General features: G+C 62.5%; 13 protein-coding genes. 10 read left to right on the top strand and 3 right to left on the bottom strand.

Annotated elements, in window-relative coordinates:
• Nucleotides 1-34: 34 nt before the first annotated feature.
• The 3 genes from LNV08_RS07165 to LNV08_RS07155 form a co-directional block, all read right to left on the bottom strand.
• A complete protein-coding gene (locus LNV08_RS07165; protein WP_263533011.1) occupies nucleotides 35-589 on the bottom strand; it encodes a class I SAM-dependent methyltransferase in 555 nt (184 codons plus the stop codon).
• 121 nt (nucleotides 590-710) lie between these two features.
• Complete coding sequence (locus LNV08_RS07160) at nucleotides 711-1,925, bottom strand: MFS transporter (protein ID WP_263533010.1); 1,215 nt, start codon at nucleotides 1,923-1,925, stop codon at nucleotides 711-713.
• A gap of 37 nt (nucleotides 1,926-1,962) precedes the next feature.
• Nucleotides 1,963-3,255: an amidohydrolase family protein gene (locus LNV08_RS07155; protein WP_263533009.1), complete on the bottom strand. Its 1,293-nt coding sequence runs from the start codon at nucleotides 3,253-3,255 to the stop codon at nucleotides 1,963-1,965.
• 74 nt (nucleotides 3,256-3,329) lie between these two features.
• Between LNV08_RS07155 and LNV08_RS07150 the strand changes: the two genes are divergently transcribed.
• The 10 genes from LNV08_RS07150 (at nucleotide 3,330) to rlmD (ending at nucleotide 14,928) form a co-directional block, all read left to right on the top strand.
• Nucleotides 3,330-5,333: a DNA topoisomerase IV subunit B gene (locus LNV08_RS07150; protein ID WP_263533008.1), complete on the top strand. Its 2,004-nt coding sequence runs from the start codon at nucleotides 3,330-3,332 to the stop codon at nucleotides 5,331-5,333.
• Between the two features lies 1 nt (nucleotide 5,334).
• Nucleotides 5,335-5,871 (top strand): GNAT family N-acetyltransferase, encoded by a 537-nt coding sequence (locus tag LNV08_RS07145; protein WP_263533007.1) that lies wholly within the window; start codon nucleotides 5,335-5,337, stop codon nucleotides 5,869-5,871.
• The gene (locus tag LNV08_RS07140) at nucleotides 5,868-6,554 is read left to right on the top strand and encodes a lytic transglycosylase domain-containing protein (RefSeq protein ID WP_263533006.1); all 687 of its coding nucleotides are present in this window, start codon (nucleotides 5,868-5,870) and stop codon (nucleotides 6,552-6,554) included. The genes LNV08_RS07145 and LNV08_RS07140 overlap by 4 nt, the downstream gene beginning before the upstream one ends.
• Nucleotides 6,551-8,878, top strand: coding sequence for a DNA topoisomerase IV subunit A (gene parC, locus LNV08_RS07135; RefSeq protein WP_263533005.1), 2,328 nt, complete (start codon nucleotides 6,551-6,553; stop codon nucleotides 8,876-8,878). Before LNV08_RS07140 ends, parC begins: the two co-directional genes overlap by 4 nt.
• Nucleotides 8,878-9,789 (top strand): class A beta-lactamase, encoded by a 912-nt coding sequence (gene bla, locus LNV08_RS07130; protein ID WP_263533004.1) that lies wholly within the window; start codon nucleotides 8,878-8,880, stop codon nucleotides 9,787-9,789. Before parC ends, bla begins: the two co-directional genes overlap by 1 nt.
• A gap of 65 nt (nucleotides 9,790-9,854) precedes the next feature.
• A complete protein-coding gene (gene surE, locus LNV08_RS07125) occupies nucleotides 9,855-10,604 on the top strand; it encodes a 5'/3'-nucleotidase SurE (protein ID WP_263533003.1) in 750 nt (249 codons plus the stop codon).
• Nucleotides 10,601-11,455 carry a protein-L-isoaspartate(D-aspartate) O-methyltransferase gene (locus LNV08_RS07120; protein WP_414858695.1) on the top strand — a complete coding sequence of 285 codons (855 nt, stop codon included), beginning with the start codon at nucleotides 10,601-10,603 and terminating at the stop codon, nucleotides 11,453-11,455. The genes surE and LNV08_RS07120 overlap by 4 nt, the downstream gene beginning before the upstream one ends.
• A 91-nt stretch (nucleotides 11,456-11,546) precedes the next feature.
• A complete protein-coding gene (locus tag LNV08_RS07115) occupies nucleotides 11,547-12,449 on the top strand; it encodes a peptidoglycan DD-metalloendopeptidase family protein (protein WP_263533002.1) in 903 nt (300 codons plus the stop codon).
• A gap of 29 nt (nucleotides 12,450-12,478) precedes the next feature.
• The gene (locus LNV08_RS07110) at nucleotides 12,479-13,504 is read left to right on the top strand and encodes a sigma-70 family RNA polymerase sigma factor (protein WP_263533001.1); all 1,026 of its coding nucleotides are present in this window, start codon (nucleotides 12,479-12,481) and stop codon (nucleotides 13,502-13,504) included.
• Between the two features lie 56 nt (nucleotides 13,505-13,560).
• Nucleotides 13,561-14,928 (top strand): 23S rRNA (uracil(1939)-C(5))-methyltransferase RlmD, encoded by a 1,368-nt coding sequence (rlmD, locus tag LNV08_RS07105; RefSeq protein ID WP_263533000.1) that lies wholly within the window; start codon nucleotides 13,561-13,563, stop codon nucleotides 14,926-14,928.
• Nucleotides 14,929-15,040: the final 112 nt, after the last annotated feature.

Genomic DNA, 15,040 nt, shown 5'->3' with positions numbered 1-15,040 from the left:
TTATCCGGCAATTCTACTCAGCGGCGGCAAGGGCTCAGTTTTGATCCAAGGCGTAGCGCTGAAACACCCCGTCATGGAGGTCGCGCACGGCAGCAACGCGCTGCACAAAGCGTGGGTTGACGGCCATCACCTCGAATCCATCTTCAAAGGCCACCACGCTGAGGCCTTTGCAGGCCTCCAGCAACTCGCCCGGCTGCAGCAAGAACTCGGGCCGCGCGGGCCGGCCAATGCTGTGCTGGCCCTGTGCGAAGGTTTCATAAATCAGCCAACCGCCCGGCGCGACCGCGGCGGTAATCAAGGGGATCAAGGGGCGCCAGAGGTAATTGGTGACCAGCACCAGATCGAACTGCCGGCCCGCCAGCGGCCAAGGGCCGGACTCGATGTCGGCATTGATGATTTCGGCTTTGCTCTCTAATCCGGCGGTGGCCGCCGCATCGATATCGACGCCGGTGACCTTCATCCCCGTCGCGGCCAAGTGCTGGACATGGCGGCCGCTGCCGCAGGCCAGATCAAGGGCCGTACCGCCGGCGCGCATCGCTTGCGGCCAGCGTAGCAGCCATTTTGAGGGGGGAGAAGAAGTGCAGGTCATCAAAAACAAGCCCAGATTTGTTCGGAAAGCCGGATCATCAAGTCCGTTTGAAAATAGCTGAGAAACACCGCCCCAAGCAAGGCCAGGGCGGCCAAGCGGAGTAGCCATAGCGAGCTGCGCTTCATGCCGGCAGCGGTCTATGGATCGGTTCTTCGCGCACCGGCAGATTGACCAAGGCGGCCATTAGCCCCAAGCCCACCGCCAGCCACCAAACCACATCGTAGCTGCCGGTTTGGTCATACAAGCGCCCGCCCAGCCAGACGCCCAAGAAGCTGCCGATCTGGTGGCTCAAAAAGACAAAGCCGCTCAGCATTGACATATGCTGGATGCCAAACATCTGTGCCAGTACCGCATTGGTGGGTGGGATGGTCGACAGCCACAGCAGGCCCATCACGGCCGAGAACAGATACACCGAGCTTGGCGTTAGCGGCGCAGTCAAGAAGGCCACGATGGCGACCGAGCGCAGCGCATAGATGCAAGACAGGATGTAGCGCTTGGGGAAGCGCTGGCCAAGCGAGCCGGCCGCGTAGGTGCCGAACACATTGAACAGGCCGATCAAGGCCAAGGCATAGGTCGCAACTTGCGGGCTCAGGCCCTGGTCCTTCAGGTAACTGGGCATGTGCACGCCGATGAAAACGACCTGGAAGCCGCAGACGAAATAGCCGGCCATCAGCAACTGGAAGCTGCGGTAGCCAAAGGCCTCGCGCAAGGCCTGCACAATGCTTTGCGAATGAGTATGCGGGCTGGGTGCGGCTGTTTTGGGCTCACGCAAGCCAAAAGCGAGCGGGATGATGATCAAGGACATGCAGGCGAGGATGAAGAGCGCGTCTTGCCAGCCGTTGGAGCTGATCAGCCAATTCGACACCGGCACCATCAAGAACTGCCCAAAAGAGCCTGCGGCCGCCGCCACGCCCATCGCCCAACTGCGCTTGGCTGGGTCGACATTGCGCCCGATCACGCCGTAAATCACCGCGTAGGTGGTGCCCGATTGGGCAATGCCGATCAGCAGCCCGGCGCTGCCGGTGAAGGCCAGGCCGGAGGTCGACAAGGCCATCAAGACCAGACCGACGGCGTACAACAAGCCGCCCACCATGAGCACGCGGAACGGCCCGAAACGATCGGCCAACATGCCGGTGAAGGGCCCCGCCAGACCCCAGGCAATGTTTTGAATTGCCAGCGCGAAGGCAAAGGTCTCGCGCGTCCAGCCCCGGTCCATGGTGATGGGCTGCAAAAACAGACCGAATCCGTGGCGTATGCCCATGGACAAGGTGACGATCAAAGCGCCGCACAGCAGCACTTGCTTCATCGACAAGCGGGGGGATTGGGGTGTTGTCATCTGCCGCAATATAGCCAGAACCGCCAGGGTTTGTCTGTCACGGAGATTGCAGGTTCAGCATCCGGCCCTGCTTGACACGCAGCTGAATGCGCCCAATCGCGGCCAAATCTTGAAGTGGATTGGCCGCAAGCAACAAAAAGCTCGCCTCGCAGCCGGCATCGAAGCAGCCCAGGCGTCGCTTAGGGTAGAGCGCCTGCGGCGTGGTGATGCTGGCCATGCGCAAGAGCGTGGCGCGGTCGAGCACGCCCAGGCTTTCAAGATGTTGAAGCTCGGTCAGTGCTGAGCCGTTGAAAAGGTCGGAGCCCAGCAGCAGCTTGGTTCCGGCGGCCTTGAGCGTTTGCAGGTTTTCGATTTGCAGGCGGCGCACGGCCGCTTGCGTCTCCGGCGGGGCTCGGAACAGCGTTGCCGCCGCCGTGCCGGTGATCACGGCCACATGTTTCTTGGCCGCGTCGCCGGCCATGTCGGCGCTGAGCCGGTAGGCCTCGGGGCCAAGACCTTCATGGAAAAAATAGCCCGGTATGTGGTCAATCCAGTCCACACCGGCTTGCACCGCCAGCGCAAAGTCAGCGGCCGTCTCGACGTGGGCGATCACCCGCAAGCCGTCTTGGTGGGCGCGTTTGACGATGGCCGGCAAGACTTCGGGCTTGAGGCCCAAACGGCCTTGCTGCTTGGCGTCACCGCGCAGTTCGGGGCTCTCGCTGCGGCTCAGCATCAGCTTGACCAAATCGGTCTTGCGCGCGGCCACAAGCGGCCATTTCTGCGCCACTTGTTCGGGCGTATCCGTGATCAGCAGCAACTTGTCTGCCACATCTTCGAGTTTCAGCTTGGTGCCACCCGCTTCCTCCCCGAGCAGTTGCGCGAGCGGTTGCCCGTCGGATGAGGTAATACAGGCGCTGACGAACAAAATGTCCGGTGCGGCCGGCTGATTCGCCAGCCCGCGGGCCAAGGCCACGCCCTTGGGCTCGCCGCAATGCATGGCCGCGTAAAAAATACCGTCCCGCAAATAGCTGTTCGCATAGCGCGCGTAGCCCCAGCCGTTTTGCAGATTGTGGTTGTGCGCCTCGGCCAGGGGCGGGATCAAGTACTGGCCGCTTAAGTCCAGGCTGCGCTGCGGCTTCTTGATTCTCTGAGTGCTGAAAACGCCATCTTTGACATAGAGCGTGCCGCGCTTGACGAAGCCCTTGCCATCAAACCATTGGGCATTTTTAAGTTCCATGCTGAGCGGTGGGCCGGCCTTGAATGCCGTGCTTTCGGGCTCGGCTGCCGCGAGGCCGCTCAAACTCAGGGCGAGACAGGTCAGCAGGTAAGAAGTGAGGGATCTCAGGTGCATAGGGGCGACATGCTAGCCGGGAACTTGGCAGCGTTTGCGCACTTGGCCGCGGGCCGCCGCCTAGAATCTGCCCCATGGCGACCAGCAAAGCATCAACTTCTTCCAGCAACTCCCCGGCCTTGGGCTCCTATGGCGAGGGCTCGATCCGCGTACTTAAGGGCCTTGAGCCCGTCAAACAGCGGCCGGGCATGTACACGCGCACCGACAACCCGCTGCACACGATCCAGGAGGTCATCGACAACGCGGCCGACGAAGCGCTGGCCGGCTTCGGCAAGCGCATCGACCTGATCCAACACAGCGATGGCTCGGTTTCGATTGCCGACGACGGCCGCGGCATTCCCTTCGGCCTGCACCCCGAAGAGGGTGTGCCGGTGGTCGAGATCGTCTTCACCCGCCTGCATGCCGGCGGCAAGTTCGACAAGGGCTCGGGCGGCGCCTACAGCTTCTCGGGCGGCCTGCACGGCGTTGGCGTCAGCGTCACCAATGCCTTGGCCAAGCGCCTGGAGGTGACGGTCTGGCGAGGCGGCGAGGTGGCGACCTTGGCCTTCGAGAACGGCGATGTGGTTGAACCTGTGGTGGCTCGCAAGGCCGAGCGCGGTGAGCGCAAGCAGGGTACGACGGTGCGGGTCTGGCCCGATGCCAAATATTTCGAGAGCGCCGAGCTGCCCAAGAACGAGCTGATCCACCTCTTGCGCAGCAAGGCGGTCTTGATGCCGGGCGTGATCGTCACGCTGACGAACGAAAAGACCGGAGATGTGCAAACCTGGTCCTATCAAGGCGGGCTGCGCGACTATCTGATGCAGACGCTCAATGCCGAACCGTTGATCCCGCTGTACGAAGGCGAGCAATACGCGGGCCGGGCCGAGACCGAGAACTTCGCCGAGGGCGAGGGCGCCGCTTGGTGCGTGGCCTTCACCGAAGAAGGCGCGGCGATGCGCGAGAGCTATGTCAATCTGATCCCAACCGTGGCCGGCGGCACGCATGAATCCGGCCTCAAGGACGGCCTGTTCGGCGCGGTCAAGGGCTTTATCGAGATGCACAGCCTCTTGCCCAAGGGCGTCAAGCTGATGCCGGACGATGTATTCTCGCGCGCCTCTTTCGTGCTGTCGGCCAAGGTCTTGGACCCGCAGTTCCAGGGTCAGACCAAGGAGCGCCTGAACAGCCGTGACGCGCTGCGCCTGGTCTCCACCTATGTGAAGCCGGGCCTGGAGCTGTGGCTGAACCAGCATGTGGAGTTCGGCAAAAAGCTCGCCGAGTTGGTGATCAAGCAGGCACAAACTCGCCAGCGCGCTTCGCAAAAGGTCGAGAAGCGCAAGGGCTCGGGTGTGGCCGTCTTGCCGGGCAAGCTGACCGATTGCGAAAGCCGCGACCTGCTGCACAACGAGATCTTTCTGGTCGAGGGCGATTCGGCCGGCGGCAGCGCCAAGATGGGCCGCAACAAGGAGACGCAGGCCATTTTGCCGCTGCGCGGCAAGGTCTTGAACACCTGGGAGGTCGAGCGCGACCGGCTGTTTGCGAACAATGAAATCCACGATATCTCGGTCGCGCTGGGTGTCGACCCTCATGGCAAGAACGACTCGCCGGATCTTTCCGGCCTGCGCTACGGCAAGGTCTGCATCCTGTCGGACGCGGACGTGGACGGCTCGCACATCCAGGTGCTGCTTCTGACACTCTTTTTCCGCCATTTCCCCAAGCTGGTCGAGACCGGCCATATCTATGTCGCCCGCCCGCCGCTCTACCGGGTTGATGCCTTGGCGCGCGGCAAGAAGCCGGCTGCCAAGATTTACGCGCTGGACGAGGGCGAGTTGACGGCGACGCTGGACAAGCTGCGCAAGGAAGGCGCGCGCGAAGGCTCGTGGAGCATCAGCCGCTTTAAAGGCCTTGGTGAGATGAGCGCCACACAACTGTGGGACACGACGTTGAACCCCGAGACCCGGCGGCTGAGCGTGATCGCGCTGGGTCAGCTGAACCTCACGGAAACCGAAACCTCGATCAACAAGCTGATGGGCAAGGGCGAGGCTTCGTCCCGGCGCGAGTTGATGGAGATCCACGGCGACTCGGTCGAAGTGGACATCTGAGATGGATACGCCGCGGGTCAGCCTGCGCCCGACCATGTTGTCGGACCTGGATTTTGTGGTCTCGGTCGAGCAGGACGCAGCGAACCGTCCCTTCATCACGCCTTGGGAGCGCACCCAACACGAGGGCGCGGTGCGTTTCCCCGATTTCCGCCACTTCATCATCGAGGTCGGGCCGGAATCCAAACGGTCCGGCTTCGTGATTTTTCAGGGTTGCCGCAATCCGCACGGCTCGGTTGAGTTGAAGCGCATCGTCTTGGCGCCCAAGGGCCAGGGCTTGGGGCGCGCCTGCGCGCGCCTGCTCAAGAAGCTGGCCTTCACGCAGTTGCACGCACATCGATTTTGGCTGGATGTGAAGGCACTCAACACCCGGGCTTTGAAGCTCTATGCGAGCGAAGGCTTTGTCGAGGAAGGCCGGTTGCGCGAGAGCGTGCGGGTCAATATCGAAGGTGCAGATGGCTACGACAGCCTGATCGTGATGTCCATGCTGGACCGCGAGTACCAGGCCCGCGTGGCGCTCGGTGAGGAGCAGGGCGGATGAGGGTTTGGCTCGCCCTATTGCTGGCGGCGCTCGCTTGGCCTGCTCAAGCTGAGCTATGGGCTTATGTTGACGGTGCCGGCACCGCCCACCTGGCCGATCGGCAGCTCAGTGGCGCCTACAACTTGGTGCTGGGCACGCCGGACTCAAGCAAGGGCCGCGTACCGGGCAAGCAAGACGGGAGCCGGCATCTGCTGACTTGGCTGGAGATCGCGCCCGAGGTCAAAGCGGTACAGCCCTATTTGCGTGAGGCGGCAGCCAAGTCCGGCGTGGACATGGCCTTGCTGAAGGCGGTCATTGCGGTGGAGTCGGGCTACAAGGCGGCCGCGGTGTCGCCGCGTGGCGCGATCGGCCTGATGCAGATCACGCCCGACGCGGCGGCTCGTTATGCCACGCTGCTGGAGCGCATGCACCCGGCCGAGCAACGCTTGCTGGACCCTCGAACCAATGTCCTGACCGGCGCCCGCATGCTGGCCGACCTGATCAAACGCTTTGGCCGCATCGATGCGGCGCTGGCGGCCTGGAACGCCGGCGAGGGCGCCGTGCGCCGCGCCGGTGGTGTCGTGCCGCCAATTGACGAAACCCAAGCCCATGTTCATTTGGTGCTGGAGCTGTACTGGACCTTGCTGCAAAACAGCATGCACGCCTCAGCTCAACACCTGACGATTCACTCTGACAAACCATGACCCAAACTTCGATTTTCGACGCACCCCCGCCGCAGGATGACCCCGACGCGCTGACCCTCGGCCATTACGCCGAGCGCGCCTATCTGGAATACGCGCTGAGCGTCGTCAAGGGCCGCGCCTTGCCCGATGTTTGCGACGGCCAAAAGCCGGTGCAGCGCCGCATTCTGTATTCGATGGAGCGCATGGGTCTGGCCTTTACCGGCACGGCCGGTGCCAAACCGGTCAAGGGCGCGCGCGTGGTCGGCGATGTGCTGGGCCGCTTTCACCCGCATGGTGACCAGTCGGTCTATGACGCGCTGGTGCGCATGGCGCAAGACTTTTCGCAGCGCTATCCGCTGATCGACGGCCAGGGCAACTTCGGTAGCCGCGACGGCGACGGTGCTGCGGCGATGCGATACACGGAGGCAAGGTTGGCGCCGATTGCCCGCCTGCTGCTGGATGAAATCGACGAAGGCACGGTCGACTTCCAGGCCAATTACGATGGCTCGACCCAGGAGCCGCGCCAGTTGCCCGCTCGCCTGCCTTTTGTGCTCTTGAACGGCGCCAGCGGCATTGCCGTGGGCATGGCCACCGAGGTGCCCAGCCACAATCTGCGCGAGGTGGCGGCCGCCGCGGTGGCACTTCTGCGTGACGACAAGCTCAGCGACGAGGCTTTGTTCACCATCCTGCCCGGCCCTGACTATCCGGGCGGCGGCCAGCTGATCAGCTCGGCCGACGATATCCGCTCGGCCTACCAGACCGGGCGCGGCAGCATGAAGCTGCGCGCGCGCTGGAAGATCGAGGATCTGGCACGCGGCCAATGGCAATTGGTCGTGACCGAGTTGCCGCATGGCTGCAGCAGCCAGCGCGTGTTGGAGGAGGTCGAGGAGTTGTCCAACCCCAAGATCAAGGCCGGCAAAAAGGCCTTGAGCGCCGAGCAGTTGCAGCTCAAGGCCAGCCTGCTGGCGGTGCTGGACTGCGTGCGTGACGAGTCGAGCAAAGATGCTGCCGTGCGCCTGGTGTTCGAGCCCAAGAGCCGCACGGTTGAGCAGCAGGACTTGATCTCGACCTTGCTGGCGCACACCAGCCTGGAGACCTCGGCCTCGATCAATCTGACCATGATTGGCGCCGATGGCCGGCCGACCTTGAAGAGCGTGCGCCAGATCCTCAGCGAATGGCTGGGCTACCGCCAGCAGACCGTGCAGCGTCGTACGCAGCACCGCTTGACCAAGGTGTTAGATCGCATCCATGTGCTGGAAGGGCGCCAGCTGGTGCTCTTGAACATCGACGAGGTGATCCGCATCATCCGCAATGCCGATGAGCCCAAGCCAGCGCTGATCGCTCGCTTTAATTTGAGCGACCGTCAGGCCGAGGACATTCTTGAAATCCGCTTGCGCCAGTTGGCGCGGCTGGAGGCGATCAAGATCGAGCAAGAGCTCAAAGGCTTGCGCGAAGAGCAAAGCAAGCTGGAGGACATCCTGGGCAATCCAGGTAGCCTGAAGCGTACTGTCATCCGCGAGATCGAGGCCGATGCCAAACAGTTTGGCGACGAGCGCCGCACGCTGATCCAAGAAGAAAAGAAGGCTTCGGCCGAGGTCCGCATCGTGGATGAGGCGGTCACCGTGGTGGTCAGTGGCAAGGGCTGGGTGCGGGCGCTCAAGGGTCACGATATCGAACCGGCCGCTTTGGCTTTCAAGTCGGGCGACCAGCTCTACGGCACCTTCCAATGCCGCAGTGTGGACGCGCTGATCGTCTTTGGCAGCAATGGGCGGGTCTATTCGGTGCCGATTTCCTTGCTGCCCGGCGGGCGTGGCGACGGTCAGCCCATCACCTCCTTGATCGAGTTGGAAAGCGGCAGCCAGATCGCGCATTACTTTGCTGCCAATGCCGAAACCCGCCTGGTGCTGGCCGGCACAGGCGGCTTCGGCTTGATCGCCAAGGTGGGCGATCTGGTCGGCCGCCAAAAGGCCGGCAAGACCTTCCTGAGCCTGGAAGGTGAAGAGAAGATCTTGCCGCCGGCGCCGGTGCCCGCCGGCGAGGTTGTTGGCGTTCAAATGGCTTGCCTGACGCTGAACGGCCGGCTGCTGACCTACGCGCTTGATGAGTTGAAACACCAGCCCAAGGGCGGGCGTGGCCTGACACTGATCGACCTGGAAGCTAAAGACGCCTTGATCAGCGTCGCCGCCTTCACGCAGGCGCTGCAGGTCGTGGGTACGGGTCGTGGCGCCAAGCCTAAGGAAGAAATTCTGAAGGGTGTGGGCCTGGCGAGTTATGCAGGCAAGCGCGCGCGCAAAGGCAAGCAGGTCGAGGCCTTCCAGAAAGTTTTGCGAGTGCTGACACCTTGATGATGAGAAAGATTCAGCGGCGTTTGATTTTGCTGGCGGGCTTGCCTTTGCCCTTGACGGGTTTGGCTGCGCCTCAAGCTGAAGACTCTTTGCAAGCGCGCTGCGCCGCGCTGCAAACGCAGATCGGCGGGCAGATCGGCGTGTTCGCCTTGCATACCGGTAGCCGCGCGCAATTTGGCTTTCAGGCCGAGCAGCGTTTTGCGATGTGCTCGACCTTCAAGCTGCTTTTGGCTGCGGCCGTCTTGGCCAAGGTGGACAGCGGCCGCCTGGACTTGAATCAACGCGTGCGCTTTGGCCCGCGCGATTTGGTGCCTCATGCGCCGGTAACGGGTGAGTTGCTGCAAGCCGGCTCGGTATCGGCCTCGCTCAGCGTGGGCGAGTTGTGTGCGGCCATGCTGGAGCTCAGCGACAACCCGGCCGCCAACTTGCTCCTGCCTTTGGTTGGCGGCCCGGCTGGCCTGACCCGTTTCTTGCGCGAACTGGGCGACACGGTCACACGGTTGGACCGGATCGAGCCCGCACTCAATAGCAATCTGCCGGATGACGCGCGTGATACCAGTACGGCGGCGAGCTATGTCGGCCTGATGGAACATCTGCTCTGCAGCGATTATTTCTCGGGCGAGTTGCGCCAGCAATTGCTGGTCTGGATGAATGCGTCTGAGACCGGTTTGCAGCGGCTGCGGGCCGGCGCTCCACAGGACTGGCCCGCCGGCGACAAAACCGGCAGCGGGGCCAATGGCGCTGTCAATGATGTGGCGATTTTCTTTCCGCCCAAGCAGGCACCCATCCTGATGGCGGTTTTTATGACCGGCTCTACCCAGTCCTTGGCGGCTTTGAATGCCGTGCATGCGGAATTGGCGACCCTGGTACTGAGCCACTTGCAGGCCGGGGACGCCGGCATGTCGAGGTAGATTCAGCCAAGAGGGGCGGGTTCTCGAGAGGCTTGCCGCCGGGCGGCTTGCCTACAATGCGCAGCATGAGAATATTGATAGCCAATGATGACGGATACCTGGCACCGGGCTTGATGGCCTTGGTCAAAGCCTGCGAGGGCTTGGGTCAAATTGATGTGATTGCCCCGGAACAAAACGCCAGTGGCACCTCCAACTCGCTGACCCTGGGCCGGCCGCTGTCGGTTTACACAGCCAGCAACGGTTTTCGCTATGTCAACGGCACACCGTCCGACTGCGTCCACGTGGCGCTGACCGGGCTGCTGGATTACAAACCCGATCTGGTGCTATCGGGCATCAATAACGGCGCCAATATGGGTGACGACACCCTGTATTCGGGCACCGTGGCCGCGGCGACCGAGGGCTTTTTGTTCGGCATTCCCTCGATCGCTTTCTCGCAGGTGGACAAAGGCTGGGGTCAGCTGGACGCCGCTGCCGCCATGGCGCGCAGCTTGGTCGAGCAGGTCATCGCGTCCGGCTTGAACGAGGCCTTTTTGCTCAACGTCAATATCCCCAATCATGCCGATGCGCCCCATTTGCCTCGGTGCATTACGCGCCTGGGGCGCCGGCATGCCAGCGAAGCGGTGATTCGTCAGCAAAGCCCGCGTGGCGACACGATTTACTGGATTGGCCCGGCCGGAGACGCGCGCGAAGCGGGCGAGGGCACCGACTTCTATGCGACCGCCAACAATAGGGTGTCCGTCACGCCCTTGCAGGTTGACTTGACGCACCATGCGGCTTTGCCGGTATGGAGCAATCGCCTGGGCTTGCCTCTATGAGCGACTTACCGGCGCGTTCTTCGCGCTTTCCTGTGCCGCTGGCCGGCATTGGCGCGAAGAAGTCGAGTCAGCCAAGTGGCACGCCTTCCGCCGCAGCGAGCCGCGAGGTCTTGATGCCCCAGCGCCATCTGCGCGAGGCGGCGCAGGATGCGGCGCGCCGCTCTGCACCCAGCGGTCTGGGACTGGACTCGGCCATGGTGCGCCAACGCATGGTCAGCCGCTTGCAGCAAGACGGGCTGCGTGACGAGCGGGTGCTGCAGGCGCTGGCGGGGGTCTATCGGCACGAGTTTGTCGACAGCGCATTGGCGATTCAGGCCTACGAAGACACCAGCCTGCCGATTGGTCATGGCCAGACGATCTCCAAGCCGTCGGTGGTGGGTCGCATGATCGCGATGCTGTTTGGCGGCGCTGCTGCGGCGCAGCAGGCAAGCCTCGGGCGCGTCCTGGAGATCGGCACGGGCTGCGGCTATCAGGCCGCCGTGCTGGCGCTGTTGGCCAAGCAGGTCGTTTCGATCGAGCGCCTCAAGCCTTTGCATGACAAGGCCCGCCTGAACTTGGCCGCCGCGGCACGCGGCAATATCCGGCTCGTGTATGGCGATGGACGACTGGGCTTTGCGGGCGCGGCGCCCTTCGACAGCATCATCGCTGCGGCAGGGGGTGAAGACTTGCCGCAGGCTTGGTTGGATCAGCTGGCGCCAGGCGGACGTTTGGTCGCACCGATGGTGGCACCGGGAGGCCGTGGACAGGTTCTGGTGGTGGTTGACCACCTGCTCGAAGCGGGCGTTAGCCGTTTTGTTCGTAGCGAGTTTGAGGCGGTGCTGTTCGTGCCTCTAAAATCAGGTGTGATGTAAGCGCCCGATAGATTTTGCGGGCGCGATTTTTTGCACATCAGGCCTGCCTTGCGGGCTTGATCCCAGCCCGTCAAAGTCTTTATAGCGCCGCATGCAAAAGAACACCTTCCGTTTTAAGAATATCTTGCTGTCCGCCGGGCTCGCGGGCCTGGCCGTTTTGGCGGGATGCAGCTCAACACCCAATAAGGCGCCGGTCGAAGCACGCGATATCAAGGGTGGCGCGGCCAAGCCGTCCAATCCTGTGCCCGTGCCGAGCACGCCAACACCCGAAGTCAAGCCCTTGCCCGGTGCCGAGAACGCCGGCAAGCCGGGTTACTACACCGTCAAACCGGGCGACAACTTGATCCGTATCGCCATCGATAACGGTCAAAGCACGCGGGATTTGATCAAGTGGAATGCCCTTGAGAACCCGAATCGGATTGAGGTGGGCCAGGTCTTGCGCGTGTTGGCGCCTGGCGTCGATGCCGCAGCGGTGACGACCAAGTCGGTGCCAGCGGCCAAGGTCGAAAGCCGGCCTCTCGATGCCAAGGCCACAAGCACCGCCGGGGCTGCATCAGCGGCATCGGCGACCACTGCGTCAGCGTCAGCGTCCGCCTCGGCGGCGGCCGCTGTGCGCGACAACGATGATGATCCGGTCTGGGGCTGGCCAGCCGCTGGAGCGGTCAATGTCGGCTTTGACGAGCAGCGCAACAAGGGTTTGGCCTTCTACGGCAAGGCCGGCGATGCTGTGCTCGCAGCGGCCGACGGTCGCGTGGTTTATGCAGGTTCGGGCTTGCGTGGTTACGGCAATCTGGTCATCATCAAGCACAACTCGACCTATTTGACGGCCTACGCGCACAACCAGACCTTGTTGGTGAAAGAGGATCAAGCGGTGCGCAAGGGCCAGAAAATTGCCGAGATGGGCTCCAGTGATGCTGATCAAGTCAAGCTGCACTTCGAGGTGCGCAAGCAAGGCAAGCCCATCGACCCCGCGAAGTTGCTCCCAGGTCGCTAAAGCCTTATCGGCGCAGCGAAATTGATGCCATGAAACATCCTGCGCCAAATCATTCCTCTCACGCACATAGCAATGGGCATCTCGCCTCAGGCGATGAGCTTGACCCCAAGCTGGCTGATGAGGATGTGGCGGAGGCGATCGGTGTGGCGGCTGCCGGCGGTGTTCCGGTCGGCCTACTGGAGAGTGCAGAGCTCGAGCTTGGCAACGCGCTGCAGGCTTATTTGAGAGATATTCGCCGTACACCCTTGTTGACGCCGCAAGAGGAGTACGACACGGCGGTGCAGGCCAGGGCGGGCAGCTTTGAGGCCCGGCAGTCAATGATCGAGCACAACCTGCGCTTGGTCGTTAGCGTGGCTAAAAATTATCTCGGCCGTGGTCTGCCGATGAGTGATCTGATCGAGGAGGGCAATCTCGGTCTGATGCATGCGATCGGCAAGTTTGAGCCCGAACGAGGGTTTCGCTTTTCAACCTACGCCAGCTGGTGGATTCGCCAAAGCGTCGAAAGCGCCTTGATGCATCAGGCCCGCTTGGTGCGCCTGCCGGTGCACATTGTGCGCGAGCTCAACCATGTGCTCAAGGCGCGGCGTGCGCTGGAGGCCGCGCATGCACGCAATGGCAAGGACGGCAGTAGTACGCGGGTCAAGGTCGAAGAAATCGCCGCCGCAGTGGGCCGACCGATTGCGGAAGTGGCGGAGTTGCTGTCCTTCGCGGAGTTGCCCAGCTCGCTAGACTCGCCGGCCGAGCGCGGTGTCGATGGCGGCGACACGGTGATGGATCTGGTGGCTGACGAGCATGCGGTGGATCCGCTCGGATTGCGGCTTAGTCATGAGGTAGATGCCTTGCTGGAGAACGGCATGGCCGCATTGAATGAACGCGAACGCGAGGTTTTGGCCGGCCGCTATGGGCTGGCCGACCGGGAGCCCGAGACCCTGGATGTGTTGGCGCTGCGTCTGCACCTGACTCGTGAGCGAATTCGGCAAATCCAGATCGAAGCCTTGGCCAAGCTCAAGCGCGGCATGTTGAGGCATGGCATAGACCGAGATTCTGTTTTTTAGCGCTTGAAGTTTGCGACAGGGCGAAACGGCCGGTTCGGGCTGGGATAATCCCGCCCATGACTCAACAATCAGAATGGCTCAAGGTCGAATCGATGGACCTGGACGCCCAAGGCGTTGCCCGCAACGAAGAAGGCAAAGTGGTGTTCATCGAAGGCGCTTTGCCCGGTGAAGAGGTGCAAGTCACCGTTGGCCGCAAAAAAAGCAGCTGGGAGCAGGGCACGCTGGTGGCAATGCGGCGTGAAAGCTCGCAGCGCGTGACGCCCGGTTGCCCGCATGCGGGTCTGCACGCGGGTTCATGCGGCGGCTGCAAGATGCAGCATTTGCACGCCGGCGCGCAAGTGGCCGTCAAGCAGCGCGTGATGGAGGACAGCCTCTGGCACCTCGGCAAGGTCAAGCCCGAGATGGTCTTGCGCCCGATCGAAGGGCCGACCTGGGGCTATCGCTACCGGGCTCGCTTTTCGGTCCGCTATGTGATCAAAAAGAGCATGGTCTTGATCGGTTTTCACGAGCGCAAGAGCCGCTATGTGGCCGATATGCAGGTCTGCAAAGTGGTGCCGCAGCGGGTCAGCGATCTCTTGATGCCGCTGCGCGAAATGATCGCCAGCATGGCCCAGCGCGACAACTTGCCTCAGATCGAGTTGGCCATGGGGGACGAGGTGATCGCCCTGGTCTTGCGCCATTTGAATCCCTTGCCGGACTCGGACAAGACCATATTGCGTGAGTTCGCGGCCCAGCACGCCGGCGTGCAATGGTGGTTGCAGCCCAAGGGGCCGGACACGGTGGCCTTGCTGGACGCTGGCGGCCCCGCTTTGTCCTACAGCCTGCCCGAGTTTGGCGTCGTGATGCCCTTCAAGCCGACCGACTTCACCCAGGTCAATCCGCATATCAACACCGTGCTGGTCGGGCGGGCGCTGCGCCTGCTGGATGTGCAGCGCGATGAGCGTGTGATTGACTGGTTCTGCGGCTTGGGTAATTTCACCTTGCCTTTGGCCACCAAGGCACGCGAAGTCTTGGGCATTGAGGGCAGCGAGACGCTGGTGCAGCGCTCACGTGAGAATGCGGTGCTGAATGGCCTATCGGCCAACACGGCCTTTGTTGCTCGCAACTTGTTCGAGATGACGCCTGCATTGCTGGTCGCCGATGGTTCGGCCGACAAGTGGTTGGTGGACCCACCGCGCGATGGCGCCCATGCACTGTCGCAGGCCTTGGCCGAAATCCATCTTGATCCGAGCTTGGCACCGGGCTGGCAGGCGCCCAAGCGCATCGTTTATGTCAGCTGCAACCCGGCGACGCTGGCGCGTGATGCCGGTATTTTGGTCAATCAGGCGGGCTACCGTTGCACGGCGGCCAGCGCGGTCAATATGTTCCCACACACGTCCCATGTTGAAAGCATCGCGGTCTTCGAGCGCGATGCTTCAGAGTAAGCTCATATCGCGTTAGCGATGTGATGCTGGAACTAAAGCATCGCAGTCTTTGAGCGCGATTGAGGGCCAGCAGTGTTCAGGCATAAAAAAACGGGGTCCTCGGACCCCGTTT

This window comes from Paucibacter sp. TC2R-5 (assembly GCF_025717605.1).
GTDB lineage: Bacteria > Pseudomonadota > Gammaproteobacteria > Burkholderiales > Burkholderiaceae_C > Paucibacter_A > Paucibacter_A albus.
Note: the sequence above shows the minus strand (reverse complement) of the source record. Positions and strands in the feature narration are given on the sequence as shown.

Coding starts and splice junctions, on each gene's coding strand:
- LNV08_RS07150 (WP_263533008.1), top strand. CDS start 3,330: ATGGCGACCAGCAAAGCATCAACTTCTTCCAGCAACTCCCCGGCCTTG.
- LNV08_RS07110 (WP_263533001.1), top strand. CDS start 12,479: ATGAAACATCCTGCGCCAAATCATTCCTCTCACGCACATAGCAATGGG.
- surE (WP_263533003.1), top strand. CDS start 9,855: ATGAGAATATTGATAGCCAATGATGACGGATACCTGGCACCGGGCTTG.
- rlmD (WP_263533000.1), top strand. CDS start 13,561: ATGACTCAACAATCAGAATGGCTCAAGGTCGAATCGATGGACCTGGAC.
- LNV08_RS07120 (WP_414858695.1), top strand. CDS start 10,601: ATGAGCGACTTACCGGCGCGTTCTTCGCGCTTTCCTGTGCCGCTGGCC.
- LNV08_RS07155 (WP_263533009.1), bottom strand. CDS start 3,255: ATGCACCTGAGATCCCTCACTTCTTACCTGCTGACCTGTCTCGCCCTG.
- LNV08_RS07140 (WP_263533006.1), top strand. CDS start 5,868: ATGAGGGTTTGGCTCGCCCTATTGCTGGCGGCGCTCGCTTGGCCTGCT.
- parC (WP_263533005.1), top strand. CDS start 6,551: ATGACCCAAACTTCGATTTTCGACGCACCCCCGCCGCAGGATGACCCC.
- LNV08_RS07160 (WP_263533010.1), bottom strand. CDS start 1,925: ATGACAACACCCCAATCCCCCCGCTTGTCGATGAAGCAAGTGCTGCTG.
- LNV08_RS07145 (WP_263533007.1), top strand. CDS start 5,335: ATGGATACGCCGCGGGTCAGCCTGCGCCCGACCATGTTGTCGGACCTG.
- bla (WP_263533004.1), top strand. CDS start 8,878: ATGATGAGAAAGATTCAGCGGCGTTTGATTTTGCTGGCGGGCTTGCCT.
- LNV08_RS07115 (WP_263533002.1), top strand. CDS start 11,547: ATGCAAAAGAACACCTTCCGTTTTAAGAATATCTTGCTGTCCGCCGGG.
- LNV08_RS07165 (WP_263533011.1), bottom strand. CDS start 589: ATGACCTGCACTTCTTCTCCCCCCTCAAAATGGCTGCTACGCTGGCCG.